Below are 16,812 nucleotides of genomic sequence, written 5' to 3'. Positions count from 1 at the left end.
GCTGCTGCCGGTGCGGCTGGTTCGGCTGCCGGTGCGGCTGGCTGCTGCCACTGCGCGGCTGGTTCGGTTGCCGGTGCGGCTGGCTGCTGCCACTGCGCGGCTGGTTCGGCTGCCGGTGCAGCTGACTGCTGCCACTGCGCGGCTGGTTCGGCTGCCGGTGAAGCTGACTGCTGCCACTGCGCTTCAGGCTCCGGCGTTGCCGCAATAGTAAACAGCGGTTCACTCGGCGTATCATCAACCAGATCTTTCATCGGCGAGAAGTCAAAAGCAGCTGAGGTATCCAGATTAAACACCGGCGCTTTTTCTTCCTGCGGTGCGCTGTAACGCTGCTGCTGCTGCGCCGCAAACTGGCTCGCCAGCTGCGCCTGATGCTGCGCCTCCTGATCGTCCTCTTCAGTATGCGACTCCCAGCTTTCACCATAGCGCTGCTGCTGCTGTGACTGAAATGCATCACGCAGCTGCGCTTCCTGAAGCGTAGCCTCTTCCTCATACTGTGGCTGATGCAGCGTGGCGCTCACGTCGGGCTGTTGCTGCTCTGCTTCTTCGCGCGCTTTCTCCTCTGCCATACGCTGTGAAGGCAGTTTGATGCCATAAGAGGCGAGTTCACGTCGGGTCGGCAGTTTAACTTTGTTAGGTCGCGGCAGCTCCGGACCAATCCCCTGTTTTACCTGCGGGTTACGATCGCGCTCAGGCACAATGTCAAAAACAGGCGACAGCGACTCTTCCGCACGCTGTACGGCCGCGGTGGCAGCACCTGTGGCCGCGGCGGCCGTGAATGCAGGGGCGGCAGCAGAGAAGCGATCGGCACTTTGCCAGTCGCCCATGCGCGGGCCATCTTCATCCGGTGCAGCAGGCGACGCGACAGGCTCTGCCGGCAGTTCAAAATGATAAAGCGGTGGCGTCTGCGGTGCTGGCGTGGCGGTCACAACCGGTTGAGATGTGACCGGTTGCGGCACGGCAGCCTGCGTAACTGCTGGCTCCGCCGTCGGTGCAGGTTCTGCTACGGCAGCCGAAGCAGGCGGTGCCTGACGGGCAGCTTCACTGACCGCAGAAAGCGCCGCAGCGGTTGCGCTGGACGCTTTAGCCAGCAGCGGTTCGCTGGCCAGCTCAGCAGAGAGTGCAGGCGCAGACGCAGGCGCTCGCGGCGCAGCCAGCAAAACATCCTCTTCGTCAGCAGCCTGAGACGCCACAACCGGGCGCAATGGGATATCCGCTTCCTCTTCATACTCATCCTCTTCCCAGCGATCGTCATGACGAGAGCGGTTGCTGGCAAAAGTCAGCACGCCCATCACCACGCTCCCGATTTTTTCAGCGATAGCGAGCCATGACCAGCCGGTATAGAGCGTGATGCCTGCGGCCCAGATACAGAGCAGCGTCAGCGTGCCGGTTGCACCATGCAGCCACGGCGCCATGGCATTGCTGACCAGACTGCCAATCACCCCGCCTGAGGCAAAGTACCAGATATCATCCACGTTCAGCGCAGCCAGTCCGCAGGTGGTCACCACCAGTGCCAGCACGCCTATCAGGCGCAATCCAACGGCAAAATAGTCGATATAATCCTGCCGATCGCGCTGACGGAAAGTGATCCAGCACAGCCCCAGGATAACGGGTGGAATGGCATAGGCCATCACGCCAAAGATAAACAGCAAAGTATCTGCCAGCCAGGCACCTGGACTACCCCCGATATTGTGGATAGGTTCATGCCATGCGGTCTGGGACCAGCTGGGATCGGAAGGGTTAAAACTGACCAGTGACACCATCAGATAGATGGCGAACAAGGCTACAAGGATGAGCAACGCCTCGAGCAGACGACGTCCACTGCTCAGCGGTTGTAACGAAACATCTTTATCTTCTGTGTATTCCTGGCTCAAGAGAACTCTCCAGGTGCCTGTAAAATAAGAAGGCAACAGCGCCGGAAGAGCCCGACGCTGGTCCTGTATGAATTCACAGGAGTGTACCTAAATCCTGCACGCTTTGCACCTTCCCTGCGTTAGCGGGTTTTAATGACCAGCCGGTTACTCTGTTTCACCTCTTCCATCACGACATAGGTGCGGGTGTCGTTTACGCCTGGCAGGCGCAGCAAGGTTTCTCCCAGCAGTTTACGATAGGCAGACATATCAGGCACGCGGGTTTTCAGCAGATAGTCAAAGTCACCGGAAACGAGGTGACACTCTTGAGTTTCCTCAAGTTTTTGCACTGCGGCGTTAAATTGCTCAAACACGTCAGGGGCACCGCGATTCAGAGTAATCTCAACAAATACCAGCAGGGATGCATCAAGGTAGTGCGGGTTAAGCTGAGCGGTGTAGCCGAGGATAAAGCCCTGTCGCTCCAGGCGGCGAACACGCTCAAGGCATGGCGTTGGCGAAAGGCCTACGCGCTTGGAAAGCTCAACATTGGAGATACGGCCATCTTTTTGCAGTTCATTCAGGATATTTCTGTCGATACGATCCAGATCTTTTCCGGGGCGCTTTTTATTGTCTACCATTATTATTGTCTCTCTTAATTCCTTCCCTATGCCTGCCACAACCCTGAAAAATGCGTATTCCAGAGCCTTACTGAATTGAAGACCATAAGCCTGTGCAGTCGCGCACCATCCGTATGACGCATGCTGTCTGTCCACATCATGCGTCATTACCAATGTCAGGCTGAGATTTTCTGACGCCACCGCGCAAAACAGCAATCAATTACCGTTCTGAACCGCCAGAGACTCTCTGCTTCTTCCAATGTTTTCGCAAATGCGCAGGCGATTGTCAAAGTAAAACATCTAAATTCAGTACAAGATGCCAGATACCGTGCTGGAGCCCTGTTTTTAAATGATATTTTCAGAGCGGTGATGCCCTTTATTTACTCAGAATGCACTCTTTTAGCGCAACGCTGCAGCAAAGATGCGTTTCATCGTCTACGCCGCTTGCAGCAATTGCTAACAAAATGGTGCAAAGCTTTTTTTGCTGTCCTAATTTCCCTACAATCAAAATCACTGTTGTCAGAAACACACTGAGGAATGCATGAGTACGGCCAAACACAGCAAACTGCTTATCCTGGGCTCAGGCCCAGCCGGTTATACCGCTGCAGTTTATGCGGCACGCGCTAACCTGAATCCGGTTCTGATTACCGGTCTGGAAAAGGGCGGCCAGCTTACGACGACCACCGAAGTTGAAAACTGGCCAGGCGACCCGCATGACCTGACCGGGCCGTCGCTGATGGAGCGTATGCATGCGCATGCCGAAAAATTCAACACTGAAATCCTGTTCGATCATATTCATACCGTTGACCTGCAGCAGCGCCCTTTCCGCCTGACTGGCGACAGCGGCGAATATACGGCGGACGCCCTGATTATTGCGACGGGTGCATCTGCACGCTATCTGGGTCTGCCTTCTGAAGAGGCATTTAAGGGCCGTGGCGTCTCTGCCTGTGCGACCTGCGACGGTTTTTTCTATCGCAACCAGAAAGTTGCGGTGATCGGCGGAGGCAATACTGCTGTTGAAGAGGCGCTGTACCTTGCCAACATCGCGTCTGAGGTGCACCTGATTCACCGCCGCGACACCTTCCGCGCAGAGAAGATTCTGATCGACCGGCTGATGGAAAAAGTGCGCAGCGGCAACATTGTGCTGCATACGCACCGCACGCTGGAAGAAGTGACCGGTGACCAGATGGGTGTGACCGGCGTGAAGCTGCTGGCAACCAACGGTGAGCCTGCAGAATCGCTTGAGGTCGCAGGCCTGTTTGTCGCCATCGGCCACAGTCCAAACACCGCCATTTTTGAGGGCCAGCTGGCGCTGGAAAATGGCTACATTAAGGTGCAGTCCGGCCTGCACGGTAACGCCACGCAGACCAGTATTCCGGGCGTCTTTGCCGCAGGCGATGTAATGGATCACACTTATCGTCAGGCGATTACCTCTGCCGGTACCGGCTGTATGGCAGCGCTGGATGCAGAGCGCTATCTGGATGGGCTGGTTAAAACCGATCGGTAACGTGTTAATAACCTGATCATAATCAAAGTGAGGCGACCTGTTCAGGTCGCCTTTTTTATGTACCGCGTGCTAAAGTGCTGCCGACCGCAATAACCGGATACTTTATCGGGTTTTCGCCCTGTTTCAGAAGAGCAGACGACAGTATGAATAAATCACGGCAAAAGCGCCTGCTGGGCTGGTTACGGCAGCAGCGGGCCTCCGGCGCGTCCGCCCTGCGGCTGGCTGCGCTATGCGGCTTTGCCTCCGCACTCGTCCTTATCGCCCAGGCGTGGCTGATGGCTACGCTACTGCAGCAGCTGGTTGTCTCCGATCGGCCCCGCTCGTCGCTGGTCACTCAGTTTCTGCTGTTGCTGTTCTGTTTTCTGTTGCGTGCCGGCTTTAACTATGGCCGGGAGATGGCAGGCTTCCGCGCCGGTCTCGCCATCCGGCGGGCGCTGCGGCGCCAGCTGCTTGATCGCATCGATGCGCTCGGACCGGCCTGGATACAGGGCAGACCTGCCGGCAGCTGGTCAACGCTGCTGCTTGAGCAGATTGAACAGCTGCAGGAATATTATGCGCGTTATCTGCCACAGATGACGCTGGCGGTTGCTATTCCCTGCGCAATTTTGCTAGCTGTGTTTCCCGTTAACTGGGCTGCAGGGCTGATCCTGCTGGTCACCGCTCCGCTGATCCCGCTGTTTATGGCGCTGGTGGGCATGGGCGCAGCGGACGCCAGCCGGCGTAACTTTCTCGCGCTATCACGCCTGAGCGGCGATTTTTACGATCGTCTGCGCGGACGCGACACGCTGCGGCTGTTTCACCGTGCAGCGGCTGAGAAACAGGCTATTGCCGCCAGCACCGATAGCTTTCGGCAGCGGACAATGGACGTGCTGCGCCTCGCTTTTCTCTCCTCGGCGGTGCTGGAATTTTTCGCCTCGCTGGCGATTGCCGTTGTCGCCGTCTATTTTGGTTTTTCTTACCTTGGCGAATTTAATTTTGGTCATTACGGTACTGGCGTAACGCTGTTTGCCGGCTTTCTTGCGCTAATCCTTGCGCCGGAGTTTTTCCAGCCGCTGCGCGATCTGGGTACCTTTTATCACGCCAAAGCGCAGGCGGCAGGCGCAGCAGATGCGCTGGAAACGTTTCTGCAGGCGACACCGGATGCCCGGCCACAGGGGCCAGTTCGCCCGTGGTGTGACGAGGCTCCTCTGACGCTGACCGCAGAGGATCTGGTGGTAATGAGTCCTGGCGGCCACGCGCTGACGCAGCCGCTTAACTTTACCCTGCGCGCAGGCTGCCGGGTCGCGCTGGTCGGTGAAAGCGGCGCAGGCAAAACCGTGCTGATGAACGCGCTGCTCGGTTTCCTGCCCTGGCAGGGCGTGCTGCGGGCCAATGGCGTGGATCTGCGCCATATCGATCGTGCAGAGTGGCAGCGGCAGCTTGCCTGGGTGGGACAGAATCCGCAGCTGCCTGCACAAACGCTGCGCGATAACCTGATGCCGGATCGATCCGTTGAGGAGAGCAGACTGCAGGCTGTATTAGCCCAGGCTGGCGTAAGCGCATTTCTGACGAGCCTGCCGCTGGGGCTGGATACGCCGACTGGCGAGGATGGTGTCGGGCTTTCTGTTGGTCAGGCTCAGCGGATTGCGGTTGCCCGTGTGCTGCTGAAGCCGGCAAAACTGCTGCTGCTGGATGAACCGGGTTCAGGTCTGGACAGCACCAGCGAATATCACGTCATGCAGGCGCTTAACCAGGCGGCACGGCAGCAGACAACGTTAATGATTACGCACCAGCTGCACGATCTGGCGCAGTGGGATGAAGTGTGGGTCATGCAGCAGGGTGCGCTGGTACAGCAGGGAAGCTGGCAGCAGCTCAGCAGGGAGCCCGGGCTGCTGCAGGAGATGATACGGCAACGTCAGCAGGAGGTTTCACTGTGCGCTCAATAATGCCTTTTCTGCGTCTGTTCCGGCAGCACCCCTGGCGCCTGGGATTGGGGATCGCGCTGGCTATCCTCACCCTGCTTGCCAGTGTGAGTCTGCTTACGCTCTCGGGCTGGTTTCTGGCTGCCTCCTCGCTGGCAGGGCTGGCCGGACTCTACACTTTCAACTATATGCTGCCGGCGGCAGGCGTGCGCGGTGCCGCGATTATACGCACCGCCGCGCGTTATTTTGAGCGTCTTGTCAGTCATGACGCCACTTTCCGGGTGCTGCAGCATCTGCGTGTTTACACCTTCAGCCGCCTGATGGCGCTGGCACCTGAGCAGCTGTCGCGCTTTCGTCACGGTGAGCTACTGAATCGTTTTGTCAGCGATGTCGATACGCTCGATCATCTCTACCTGCGTATTATTTCGCCCCTGGCCGGTGCGGCAGTGGTCATTATCGTCGTAACCTGCAGTCTCTCTCTGCTCAGCCTTCCTCTGGCGCTGCTCTTAGGCGGCAGCATGCTGCTGACCCTGCTGCTGCTGCCCGCCCTCTTCTGCTATTTTGGTCAGGCTTCCGGCGCGCGTATCGCCCGCTCTCAGGCGAACTGGCGGCTGCAGCTTGCCGGCTGGCTAATGGCTCAGGCTGAGCTAAAAATCTATGGTGCAGCGACGGCCTGGCGTCAGCGGCTGGACAGTACAGAGCGGCAGTGGCAGCACGCGCAGCAACAGCAGCATCACCTGCAGGCGTTTGCGCAGAGCCTGCTGCTGCTGATAGCCGGTCTGACCGTAACGCTGTTGCTGTGGGTGTCAGCTGCTTCTGTCGGGGGCGCAGCGATTGCGCTGTTTCTGTTCTGTGGCCTGGCGGCATTTGAAGCGCTGGCACCGGTTGCCGGCGCTTTTCTGCCGCTGGCGCAGGTCAGCAGCGCCGCACAGCGCGTGCAGGAGATTATCGACCAGCCGCCTGCCATCTATTTTCCGCCAGCCATGCCGAATACGGCGCCGGGTATCAGCCTCACGCTGGATAACGTTTCATTTAGCTATCTGCAGCGACCGGAGCCGGTATTAGCGCATTTTTCACTGCAGCTGCGACAAGGCGAACGTATCGCTCTGCTCGGCCCGACCGGCTGCGGTAAATCGAGCCTGCTGGCGCTTATCACCCGTAGCCGGGAAGCCACCGCGGGAAGTATTCAGCTTAATGATACTCCGCTCTCACAGTGGGATGAGACCAGCCTGCGGCAGCGTATCAGCGTGGTGACGCAGCGCGTGCATCTTTTCAGCCAGACGCTGCGGGACAACCTCTTACTGGCGCGCCCCACGGCCAGCGACAGTGAGCTGACAGCCGCTCTGACACAGGCCGGGCTCGGCTTTCTGGCTGAACAGCCTGACGGACTGGATAGCTGGATGGGTGAAGGCGGCAGACCCCTTTCCGGCGGCGAACTGCGGCGGCTGGCCATCGCCCGCGCCCTGCTGCACAACGGCGATCTCTGGCTGCTGGATGAACCCACTGAAGGGCTGGACGCCACGACCGAGCAGCACATTCTGCAATTACTGCTGCGGGTCAGCAAGGGTAAGACGCTGATTATGGTGACACATCGCCTGCAGGGTCTGGAGAAGATGGATCGCATCTGCGTCATGGATCAGGGCGCTATTGTGGAATCAGGTTCTCATGACGAATTAATCTCAAAAGCGGGTCGCTACTGGCGTTTCCGTCAGCGCTTTGCGTTATAGTCTGGAGATGACGCTTCTGAGTAGCTGATGCCATGAGACTGGTACAACTTTCACGTGATTCACTGCACTTCCCGCCGCCGGAAATGGCGCTGCGCGAACCAAACGGTTTGCTGGCGATGGGCGGCGATCTCTCGCCTGCACGTCTGATTAACGCCTATCAGCACGGTATTTTTCCCTGGTTTTCGCCCGGCGATCCGATTCTCTGGTGGTCGCCCGATCCGCGGGCCGTGCTGATGCCAGACGCCTTTCATCTCAGCCGGAGCATGGCGCGTTTTCACCGTCGCTCTCCCTATCGCGTGACCATGAACCACGCCTTTGCACAGGTACTTGAAGGCTGCGCGACCGGACGTCAGGAGGGAACCTGGATCACCTTTGAGGTCAAACGCGCCTGGCTGCGCCTGTATGAACTGGGGCATGCGCACTCTGTTGAAGTGTGGCATGAAAATAGCCTGGTCGGGGGTATGTACGGTCTGGCGCTCGGCCAGATGTTCTGCGGAGAATCGATGTTCAGCCGGCAGGAAAACGCTTCGAAAACCGCGCTGTGGGTATTTTCGCAGCACTTCCGGGCTCATCAGGGCAGGCTTATCGATTGTCAGGTGCTCAATCCCCATACGGCATCGCTCGGCGCTACGGAAATTCCGCGCGCTGACTATCTGCAGGAGCTAAAAAAGCTGGCGTGGCAGCCGGTTGCTGAAGGATGCTGGCAGACACAGACCCTTTTTTAGCCCTCTCCGCAGATGTTTTGCACACAAATCCACATAAAAGTGATACAATAAGCGAGTTTGGTATGTCGTCCGCGCTTCGCTGTGGCGAGCCGGAATTGCCAGGCTGGGAATCTCACCTGTTTCCTGAAACTGTTTCATCCACCCCAGCCGGGCCGGTTGCTGCAGATTCTTAGCCCGCTAATCCCCCGCAGACGTCAACAACACCCGAATTTATCCGTACTGCACGCGCGACAGCGCGACGCACGGCGAAGCGTTGGCAAAAACAGCCAACGTTTCTTTACATAAATCATGGAATTCGGCATTATCTTGCCGGTTCAACAGTTTGGTAGTTCACCCAGAGGATTCGATGGCCAAAGAAGACAATATTGAAATGCAGGGTACCGTACTGGATACGTTACCTAACACCATGTTCCGCGTAGAGCTTGAAAACGGGCACGTGGTTACCGCTCATATCTCCGGTAAAATGCGCAAAAACTATATCCGCATCCTGACGGGTGACAAAGTCACTGTAGAGTTGACCCCGTACGACCTGAGCAAAGGCCGCATTGTCTTCCGCAGTCGCTAAGCTGCTGCACACGTCGCGGGCTGGTTAAATTTCCAGCCGCAAAAAAAAGGCCGGATAATTATCCGGCCTTTTGTTTTATTGCTCTGGCGTTAGTGCACAGTGCCTTCCGTTTTGCGCTTCTCTGCGCTCAGGAAGTGGTAGGTAAGCTGGTTTTTTTCTTTATCCAGCGCCACTGACACAGAGCCACCATCCACCAGCGAACCAAACAGCAGTTCATTGGCCAGCGGTTTTTTCAGGCTTTCCTGAACCGTACGCGCCATCGGACGCGCGCCCATCGCCTTATCGTAGCCTTTTTCTGCCAGCCAGTCGCGCGCGTCGTCGCTCACTTCCAGTGAGACGCCCTTCGCATCCAGCTGCGCCTGCAGTTCAACAATAAACTTATCGACGACCTGATGGATCACCTCAGCAGAGAGGTGACGGAACCAGATAATGTTGTCGAGACGGTTGCGGAACTCTGGCGTAAAGATCTTTTTGATCTCCTCCATCGCATCCGTACTGTTATCCTGCTGAATCAGGCCGATTGACTTACGTTCGGTTTCGCGTACGCCGGCGTTAGTGGTCATGACCAGCACCACGTTACGGAAGTCCGCTTTGCGCCCGTTGTTGTCGGTCAGCATACCGTTATCCATAACCTGCAGCAGCAGGTTAAAGACATCCGGGTGCGCTTTCTCAATTTCATCCAGCAGCACCACAGCGTGCGGATGCTTGATCACCGCATCCGTTAACAGACCGCCCTGGTCAAAACCTACATAGCCAGGAGGTGCGCCAATCAGACGGCTGACCGTATGGCGCTCCATATATTCCGACATATCAAAACGCAGCAGCTCAATGCCCAGCGCTTTCGCCAGCTGCACGGTAACTTCTGTTTTACCTACCCCGGTCGGACCGGCGAACAGGAAGGAACCGACCGGCTTGCGATCCTGACCCAGACCAGCGCGACTCATTTTAATCGCTTCGGTCAGTGCCTCAATCGCATTATCCTGGCCAAATACCAGCATTTTCAGGCGGTCGCCCAGGTTTTTCAGCGTATCGCGATCGGTGGCCGATACGCTCTGTTCCGGTATACGTGCAATCCGTGCCACAACCGATTCAATGTCGGACACGTTAACGGTTTTCTTACGCTTGCTCACCGGCACCAGACGTGCCCGCGCGCCCGCTTCATCAATGACGTCAATGGCTTTATCCGGCAGATGACGATCGTTGATATATTTAACCGCCAGCTCTACCGCAGCACGCACCGCCTTAGCGGTATAACGCACGTCATGGTGCGCTTCATATTTCGGCTTCAGTCCATTGAGGATCTGCACAGTCTCTTCAACCGAAGGCTCAGTAATATCAATTTTCTGGAAGCGGCGCGCCAGTGCGCGATCTTTCTCGAAAATATTGCTGAACTCCTGATAGGTTGTGGAACCCATCACGCGGATTTTACCGCTGGAGAGCAGTGGCTTAATCAGGTTAGCGGCATCTACCTGCCCGCCCGATGCCGCACCGGCACCGATGATGGTGTGGATCTCATCAATAAACAGGATGCTGTTGTTATCCTGCTCCAGCTGTTTGAGCAGCGCTTTAAAGCGCTTTTCAAAATCGCCGCGATATTTGGTGCCCGCCAGCAGAGAGCCGATATCCAGTGAATAGATAGTGCACTCTTTCATCACCTCAGGTACATCACCCTGCACAATACGCCAGGCGAGCCCTTCAGCAATCGCGGTTTTACCCACGCCCGATTCACCCACCAGCAGCGGATTGTTCTTACGCCGACGGCACAGCACCTGCACGGCGCGCTCCAGCTCTTTTTCGCGTCCGATAAGCGGGTCGATACCGCCAACGCGAGCAAGCTGGTTAAGATTGGTGGTGAAGTTCTCCATACGCTCCTCCCCGCCTGCCTGCTCTTCATTGACCGGATTGTCCGCGTTATTCTGCGACTGGCCGGGCTCATCTTTACGTGTGCCGTGAGAGATGAAATTCACCACATCGAGACGGCTGATTTCATGTTTGCGCAGCAGATAAGCCGCCTGCGACTCCTGCTCGCTGAAAATGGCAACCAGGACATTGGCGCCTGCAACTTCACTGCGACCGGAAGATTGAACGTGGAATACCGCCCGCTGCAGCACGCGCTGGAAGCTGAGCGTAGGTTGCGTATCGCGCTCAGCTTCGCCGACCGGCAGCACCGGCGTGGTTTGTTCGATGAAGGCTTCGAGTTCCTGACGCAGAGCCACAATATCCACCGTACAGGCTTCCAGTGCCTCTCTGGCCGACGGGTTACTGAGCAGTGCCAGTAACAGATGTTCGACGGTCATAAACTCGTGACGGTGCTCGCGCGCTCTGGCGAAAGCCATGTTTAAACTGAGTTCCAGTTCTTGATTGAGCATTTGGCACCTCCCCCAATTATCGCTCTGACTGCCTGTTTCCTATATGGAGACAGGTTCAGGCTTTTTCCAGCGTACACAGCAAAGGATGTTGATTCTCTCTGGCATAGTTGTTCACCTGCGCAGCTTTTGTCTCTGCTACTTCAGCGGTGAAAACACCGCAGACTGCCTTTCCATGATAGTGAACTTTCAGCATCAGTTGCGTGGCGCGTTCAATATCATAAGAAAAGAACTTTTGCAGAACGTCAATAACAAATTCCATAGGTGTATAATCGTCATTATTCAGGATGACTTTATACATTGAAGGCGGCTTTAACCCTTCACGTACTTTGTCTTCGGCCAAGTGTTCAAAATTAAGCCAGTCGTTTGTGTTTGCCATAATCGTCCATTGGAATTCTGCGTTGCGGTCATGCATTTTAGCCTGCACTAACCTGAAGTTTAACACGTCTGTCAAGCCGGGTTTGCTATCGCTGCTATCGGTACGAAAAGCAGATGCGCGACCTGTATCACAAAATTCTCAATAGCGTTAACTGCCTCAAATTTTGGTGATTTTCTGCCCATGCATCCGGGCCGATTGCTTGACGATAAGGTCCGTTTCTCTACATTCTACATGCACAAGCTGATTGAGTTTTAAACAACCTCGACTCACAGCTGCGATGACCTCACCTACTTATCAGAATGTCTTGCGAGGGAAGTAAAAGCATGGAGACGGGTACTGTTAAATGGTTCAACAACGCCAAGGGCTTCGGCTTTATTTGTCCGGTTGGCGGTGGCGATGACATCTTTGCGCACTACTCCACCATTCAGATGGAGGGTTACAGAACGCTTAAAGCGGGTCAGCACGTTCAGTTTGATGTTCACGAAGGGCCAAAAGGCAACCATGCCAGTCTGATTGTCCCCTGTGAGGCGTCGCTGCATTCCTGACCGGCGCAGCGCGCGGTTATTCTGACCACTCCGCCCCTGAAATGCCAGCCGGTAACGCTGGCATTTTACTTTTCATCCTATCCTGCACGCCGCTGTGCCAGCATTTTCACCTGACTAAAAAGCGCTCTGAACAGCGGCGGAATCGCCTGCGGGCCGCGCTCCCCGGCTGCCAGCGCCACGGCAATGGCCAGCTCAGGCTTAGAGCTGTGATGGATCGCCTGCGTAATAATACGCCGTGGCGTCATCGCAATGTTTAACGGCAGGTGCGCCATCTGATGATAGACCGCGCGGAATCCGTGCTGATAGAGAAAGTGTTCAATGTCAGCTGCCGGAAACTGCGTCAGGTGCACCTCTTCCTTTTCGTGGGTCAGCAACTGGCTGCGGGTGGTCGCCGCATATTTCTTTCCTGCCTCATCGCCATCGGTCAATACGTGCCAGGCAATTCCCATACGCCGGGCAAATTTCAGCAGCGGCTTCAGGCCTGCCTGGGCAAACTCGATCACCCGGATCCCTTCTGCGGCAAAATGATCGCCCTGCTGTCGCGCCAGCTCGTTAACGATCCACACCTCCGTCTCGCCCTCTACCAGCAGCCAGCAGCGGGCAAACAGCGCGGCGGGTCGATTAACGCGAATATGAAACGCGATGCGGCGATGATCCTCGGCGCTCAGCCCCGCTTCGCCGATACGCCACGCCGCTACGCGGCTCGCTTCACGCACCAGACGGCAGAGGTTTTCCAGCGGCGTCTGGGAAACCAGTTCACCTGAATTGGTGGTGACCAGCCGCTGCAGCGGCAGCAGCGTCAGTAAATTCCAGGTAACCGAAAGCATTATCGGGTGCAGCCGGGTTTCAGGATTCTCGACCAGCAGAACAGGCTGGGCGCCGTCTGGCAGCGCATTGCTGCCGGGCAGCAGTGCCAGCAGCCGCAGCTGCACCTCGCGACGATGCTCTGCACTAGCCCCCGCCAACAGCCGGTTAAGCGCATCCAGCGCCTGCCAGCCTGCGCTGCCGTCGCGCAGTTCCGGTGCCATTCGCGGGTGACTGACGCCGGGTTGCTGAACGAGAAAATAGTGCGCCATCAGCTGCTGCATTGTCTGTACGCCCTGCAGCAGCACCTCATCGCTCACCGCCCGGCCGCCCGCCGCGCGATTGAGCTGCTGTAACACGCTCTGCAGCGCCTGCAGACCCGGATCCCGACCCTCACCGCCTGGTTCATGCGTCCGATGGCGCTGTCCGAACCGCGCATCGCGTAAACGCAGCACCGGATGGTGCTGCCGCAGCCAGCTTATCGCCGCCGCCGTCGGCTCCGCTGCCAGCAGCTGATTACGCGCGTCAATAAAACGCCAGCTGCTTTTCACACCGTTTGCTTTGCAGGTAGCCCGCAGACTAAAGCGCAGATAACTTCCCTGCTCATCATGCTGCCAGAAAGGCTGCAGCAGGGTATTTTCCCGCTCTGCTTCGCTGGCGCGAAAGCGCACCACTATCTGCAATGTGCGCCAGCGTGCCGCCGGATTTGCAGGCGGAAAATGGAAATCCTCTTCGCTGAGGGTGGCGTGCGCGCTGGCCGGATCCAGCATAAGTGAAAACGCGTCCAGCAGGCTTGATTTGCCCCAGGCGTTTTCACCGATCAGAAGATTCGTCATCATAAGCGGCAGCGAGAGCTGATTAATGCCGCGAAAGCCGCTGATATCAATATGATCCAGAATCATAGGGTTATCCTGTACAGAGGTTGCCTGAGCATGGTGTACGGTGGCGTATGGGTCAAGGCGCAAATTATCCGCAGACGGTGATTTACAGCGTGCGCTTTTTTGATTAGCGTGGCGTCCTTTTCCCACGGACGGATGTTCGCTATGTATGGTCTTATGATTATTCTGCTGCCGCTGATTGCTGGTTATCTGCTGCATCTGCAGCAGCCGGTACTGCTACGCGCGGTGGCGCGGCTGCTCAGTGCGCTGGTCTATATCATTCTGTTTTTTATGGGCGTAAGCCTGGCATTTCTTGATAATCTCAGCACGAATTTGCTCACCATTTTTTATACCGCTTTTATCTCTGGTCTCTTGATTCTCGCCTGTTCGCTGCTGGCGTTCTGGCTGCTTGAGCAGCGTCTGCCGTGGCGGCATCAGCATAAAGCGCAGGCGCTGCCGTCGCGTCTCGCGATGGCGCTGGACTCACTCAAGCTGTGCGGCTCGGTGCTGGGCGGATTTCTGCTCGGCCTGACGCAGTGGGCTCCGCTGCGCCATGCGGCCACCGTCAGCGAATATGCCCTGATCCTGATGCTGTTTCTGGTGGGCGTTCAGCTGCGCAGCAGCGGCATGACGCTGCGGCAGATTACGCTTAACCGGCGGGGTGCGCTGGTGGCGGCCGTGTCGCTGGCTGGCGCACTGGCCGGAGGCGCACTCGCCGCTGTCTGCCTTGGACTGCCGCTCAAAACCGGCCTCGCGCTGGCCAGCGGCTTTGGCTGGTATTCGCTTTCCGGCATTCTGATGACGGACGCGTTTGGTCCGGTTATCGGCAGCGCAGCGTTCTTTAACGATCTGCTGCGTGAGCTGATCACAATTATGCTGATCCCGCTGCTTATTACCCGGCACCGCAGTATGACGCTGGGCCTGAGCGGCGCCACCTCAATGGATTTCACACTGCCGATTCTGCAGCGCGCCGGCGGCATGGAGATCGTCCCTGCAGCCATCGTGCACGGCTTTATTATGAGCCTGCTGGCCCCGGTGCTGATCGCCTTTTTTTCCGCCTGACGGGTCTGCAGCGCACTTTTTCACGGCTGGCGCGCAGCGGCTTCGTCTACGCTTTCTGACTGACAGATTTTTGCCATCAGCATAGATGGCCCCCCATCAGAAAGGAGCAAATGATGAAACAAACTGTGGCCGCCCTGCTGGCGCAAACGCTGGAGAGCGCAGGCGTAAAACGTATCTGGGGCGTAACCGGTGATTCGCTTAACGGCCTGAGTGACAGCCTGAATCGCATGGGTACGATTGAATGGATGCCAACGCGACATGAAGAGGTGGCCGCGTTTGCCGCCGGTGCAGAAGCGCAAATCAGCGGCGAGCTGGCGGTCTGCGCCGGCTCCTGCGGTCCCGGTAACCTGCACCTGATTAACGGTCTGTTTGACTGCCATCGTAACAATGTGCCGGTGCTGGCGATTGCTGCGCATATTCCTTCCAGCGAAATTGGCAGCGGCTATTTTCAGGAGACGCATCCGCAGGAGCTGTTTCGCGAATGCAGCCACTACTGTGAGCTGGTCTCAAATCCGGAGCAGCTGCCGCAGGTCCTGGGCATCGCCATGCGCAAAGCGATCCTCAACCGCGGGGTCTCTGTGATCGTCCTGCCGGGTGACGTGGCGCTGCAGCCCGCCCCGAAAAGTGCGCGCAGCGAATGGTATCCGCCGCAGCTGCCGCAGGTCGTGCCGGCCGCGGCGGAGCTCGCTACCCTGGCGGAAACGCTTAACGGCGCGGGCAATATTACGCTGATGTGCGGCAGCGGCTGCGCCGGTGCTCATGCTGAAGTTGTCGCCCTGGCAGAACGCCTTAAGGCGCCGGTAGTGCACGCGCTGCGTGGCAAAGAACACATCGAATATGACAACCCGTATGATGTTGGCATGACCGGGCTGATTGGTTTCTCTTCCGGCTATCACGCCATGATGAATGCCGACACCCTGATCCTGCTCGGCACGAAATTCCCCTATCGTGCCTTCTACCCCGCCAGCGCCCGCATCATTCAGATCGATATCAACCCCGGCAGCCTGGGGGCGCACAGCCATGTCGATATGCCGCTGGTGGGTGACGTTAAAGCCACGATCCAGGCGCTGCTGCCGCAGCTTGAGGTGCATGACGATCGCCATCATCTCGATCGTGCGCTGGAGCACTACGCTGACGCCCGCAAGAGCCTGGACGATCTGGCAACCGCAAACGACAACCAGGCGATCCATCCCCAGTATCTGGCACAGCAGATCAGCCGCTACGCTGCTGACGACGCCATCTTTACCTGCGATGTCGGCACGCCCACCGTCTGGGCGGCGCGCTATCTGCAGATGAACGGCAAACGGCGCCTGCTGGGCTCGTTTAATCACGGCTCTATGGCGAATGCGATGCCGCAGGCGCTGGGTGCGCAGGCTATCGACAGAGAGCGTCAGGTGGTGGCGCTGTGCGGCGACGGTGGCTTCAGTATGCTGATGGGAGACTTTATCTCGGTAGCGCAGCTGAAACTGCCGGTTAAGCTGGTGATTTTTAACAACAGCGTGCTGGGCTTTGTGGCAATGGAGATGAAAGCGGGCGGTTATCTTACCGACGGCACCGACCTGGAAAATCCTGATTTTGCTGCGATTGCCGCCGCCTGCGGCATCAAAGGTATCCGGGTTGAAAAAGCGTCAGATCTCAATGCGGCGCTGGAGCAGGCTTTTGCGCATGATGGCCCGGTCCTGGTGGATGTGCATACGGCTAAAGAGGAGCTGTCGATGCCGCCGCAAATCAAAGCGGAGCAGGCAAAAGGCTTTAGTCTCTATATGCTGCGCGCCATCCTCAACGGACGCGGCAATGAGATCACCGAGCTGGCGAAAACCAACTGGCTGCGGTAAAACAAAGCTCCTGCCGGACAGGCAATAATGCGGGCGAACAGCCCGCTTTTTCTT

General features: G+C 57.3%; 13 protein-coding genes. 8 read left to right on the top strand and 5 right to left on the bottom strand.

What is annotated here, in order from left to right; all coding sequences use genetic code 11:
• Together B4056_RS05245 and lrp are read right to left on the bottom strand one after the other, a co-directional pair.
• Window positions 1-1,871: DNA translocase FtsK 4TM domain-containing protein (locus B4056_RS05245; protein WP_288654033.1), on the bottom strand; the 1,871-nt coding region annotated here is incomplete at its 3' end.
• 119 nt (window positions 1,872-1,990) lie between these two features.
• Window positions 1,991-2,485 (bottom strand): leucine-responsive transcriptional regulator Lrp, encoded by a 495-nt coding sequence (lrp, locus tag B4056_RS05240; protein ID WP_006118610.1) that lies wholly within the window; start codon window positions 2,483-2,485, stop codon window positions 1,991-1,993.
• Between the two features lie 520 nt (window positions 2,486-3,005).
• Between lrp and trxB the strand changes: the two genes are divergently transcribed.
• The 5 genes from trxB to infA all read left to right on the top strand — a co-directional run bounded on the left by trxB (window position 3,006) and on the right by infA (window position 8,889).
• A complete protein-coding gene (gene trxB / locus B4056_RS05235) occupies window positions 3,006-3,971 on the top strand; it encodes a thioredoxin-disulfide reductase (RefSeq protein WP_071668681.1) in 966 nt (321 codons plus the stop codon).
• Window positions 3,972-4,114: 143 nt separating this feature from the next.
• Window positions 4,115-5,896, top strand: coding sequence for a heme ABC transporter permease/ATP-binding protein CydD (gene cydD / locus B4056_RS05230; RefSeq protein ID WP_288654031.1), 1,782 nt, complete (start codon window positions 4,115-4,117; stop codon window positions 5,894-5,896).
• Window positions 5,884-7,599 (top strand): heme ABC transporter ATP-binding protein/permease CydC, encoded by a 1,716-nt coding sequence (cydC, locus tag B4056_RS05225; RefSeq protein ID WP_288654030.1) that lies wholly within the window; start codon window positions 5,884-5,886, stop codon window positions 7,597-7,599. Before cydD ends, cydC begins: the two co-directional genes overlap by 13 nt.
• Window positions 7,600-7,631: 32 nt before the next feature.
• Window positions 7,632-8,324, top strand: coding sequence for a leucyl/phenylalanyl-tRNA--protein transferase (aat, locus tag B4056_RS05220; RefSeq protein WP_104084718.1), 693 nt, complete (start codon window positions 7,632-7,634; stop codon window positions 8,322-8,324).
• Window positions 8,325-8,670: 346 nt separating this feature from the next.
• Window positions 8,671-8,889, top strand: a complete 219-nt coding sequence (gene infA, locus B4056_RS05215; RefSeq protein ID WP_002211347.1) for a translation initiation factor IF-1 — start codon at window positions 8,671-8,673, stop codon at window positions 8,887-8,889.
• Window positions 8,890-8,978: 89 nt separating this feature from the next.
• Here the strand turns inward: infA and clpA are convergent, their stop codons facing one another.
• Together clpA and clpS are read right to left on the bottom strand one after the other, a co-directional pair.
• Window positions 8,979-11,258, bottom strand: coding sequence for an ATP-dependent Clp protease ATP-binding subunit ClpA (gene clpA, locus B4056_RS05210; protein WP_039383524.1), 2,280 nt, complete (start codon window positions 11,256-11,258; stop codon window positions 8,979-8,981).
• A gap of 55 nt (window positions 11,259-11,313) precedes the next feature.
• Window positions 11,314-11,634: an ATP-dependent Clp protease adapter ClpS gene (clpS, locus tag B4056_RS05205; RefSeq protein WP_039385772.1), complete on the bottom strand. Its 321-nt coding sequence runs from the start codon at window positions 11,632-11,634 to the stop codon at window positions 11,314-11,316.
• Between the two features lie 323 nt (window positions 11,635-11,957).
• On the opposite strand from clpS, the gene cspD reads away from it, so the two are divergent.
• Entirely contained in the window at window positions 11,958-12,179 is a 222-nt protein-coding gene (gene cspD / locus B4056_RS05200; protein WP_071668677.1) for a cold shock-like protein CspD, read from the top strand.
• A gap of 77 nt (window positions 12,180-12,256) precedes the next feature.
• On the opposite strand, the gene B4056_RS05195 is transcribed toward cspD, so the two are convergent.
• Window positions 12,257-13,885, bottom strand: a complete 1,629-nt coding sequence (locus B4056_RS05195) for an ATP-dependent nuclease (RefSeq protein ID WP_288654024.1) — start codon at window positions 13,883-13,885, stop codon at window positions 12,257-12,259.
• Between the two features lie 141 nt (window positions 13,886-14,026).
• Here B4056_RS05195 and B4056_RS05190 point away from each other — a divergent pair, with 141 nt between their 5' ends.
• Entirely contained in the window at window positions 14,027-14,923 is an 897-nt protein-coding gene (locus tag B4056_RS05190) for a lysine exporter LysO family protein (protein WP_071668675.1), read from the top strand.
• Between the two features lie 113 nt (window positions 14,924-15,036).
• Entirely contained in the window at window positions 15,037-16,758 is a 1,722-nt protein-coding gene (gene poxB / locus B4056_RS05185; RefSeq protein ID WP_039383515.1) for a ubiquinone-dependent pyruvate dehydrogenase, read from the top strand.
• Window positions 16,759-16,812: the final 54 nt, after the last annotated feature.

The sequence above is a fragment of the Pantoea sp. UBA7232 genome, assembly GCF_002473195.1.
GTDB classification, from domain to species: domain Bacteria; phylum Pseudomonadota; class Gammaproteobacteria; order Enterobacterales; family Enterobacteriaceae; genus Pantoea; species Pantoea eucrina.
This window is presented reverse-complemented; position numbering and strand designations above follow the sequence as displayed.

Coding starts and splice junctions, on each gene's coding strand:
- infA (WP_002211347.1), top strand. CDS start 8,671: ATGGCCAAAGAAGACAATATTGAAATGCAGGGTACCGTACTGGATACG.
- cydD (WP_288654031.1), top strand. CDS start 4,115: ATGAATAAATCACGGCAAAAGCGCCTGCTGGGCTGGTTACGGCAGCAG.
- aat (WP_104084718.1), top strand. CDS start 7,632: ATGAGACTGGTACAACTTTCACGTGATTCACTGCACTTCCCGCCGCCG.
- cspD (WP_071668677.1), top strand. CDS start 11,958: ATGGAGACGGGTACTGTTAAATGGTTCAACAACGCCAAGGGCTTCGGC.
- trxB (WP_071668681.1), top strand. CDS start 3,006: ATGAGTACGGCCAAACACAGCAAACTGCTTATCCTGGGCTCAGGCCCA.
- B4056_RS05190 (WP_071668675.1), top strand. CDS start 14,027: ATGTATGGTCTTATGATTATTCTGCTGCCGCTGATTGCTGGTTATCTG.
- clpS (WP_039385772.1), bottom strand. CDS start 11,634: ATGGCAAACACAAACGACTGGCTTAATTTTGAACACTTGGCCGAAGAC.
- B4056_RS05195 (WP_288654024.1), bottom strand. CDS start 13,885: ATGATTCTGGATCATATTGATATCAGCGGCTTTCGCGGCATTAATCAG.
- clpA (WP_039383524.1), bottom strand. CDS start 11,258: ATGCTCAATCAAGAACTGGAACTCAGTTTAAACATGGCTTTCGCCAGA.
- lrp (WP_006118610.1), bottom strand. CDS start 2,485: ATGGTAGACAATAAAAAGCGCCCCGGAAAAGATCTGGATCGTATCGAC.
- poxB (WP_039383515.1), top strand. CDS start 15,037: ATGAAACAAACTGTGGCCGCCCTGCTGGCGCAAACGCTGGAGAGCGCA.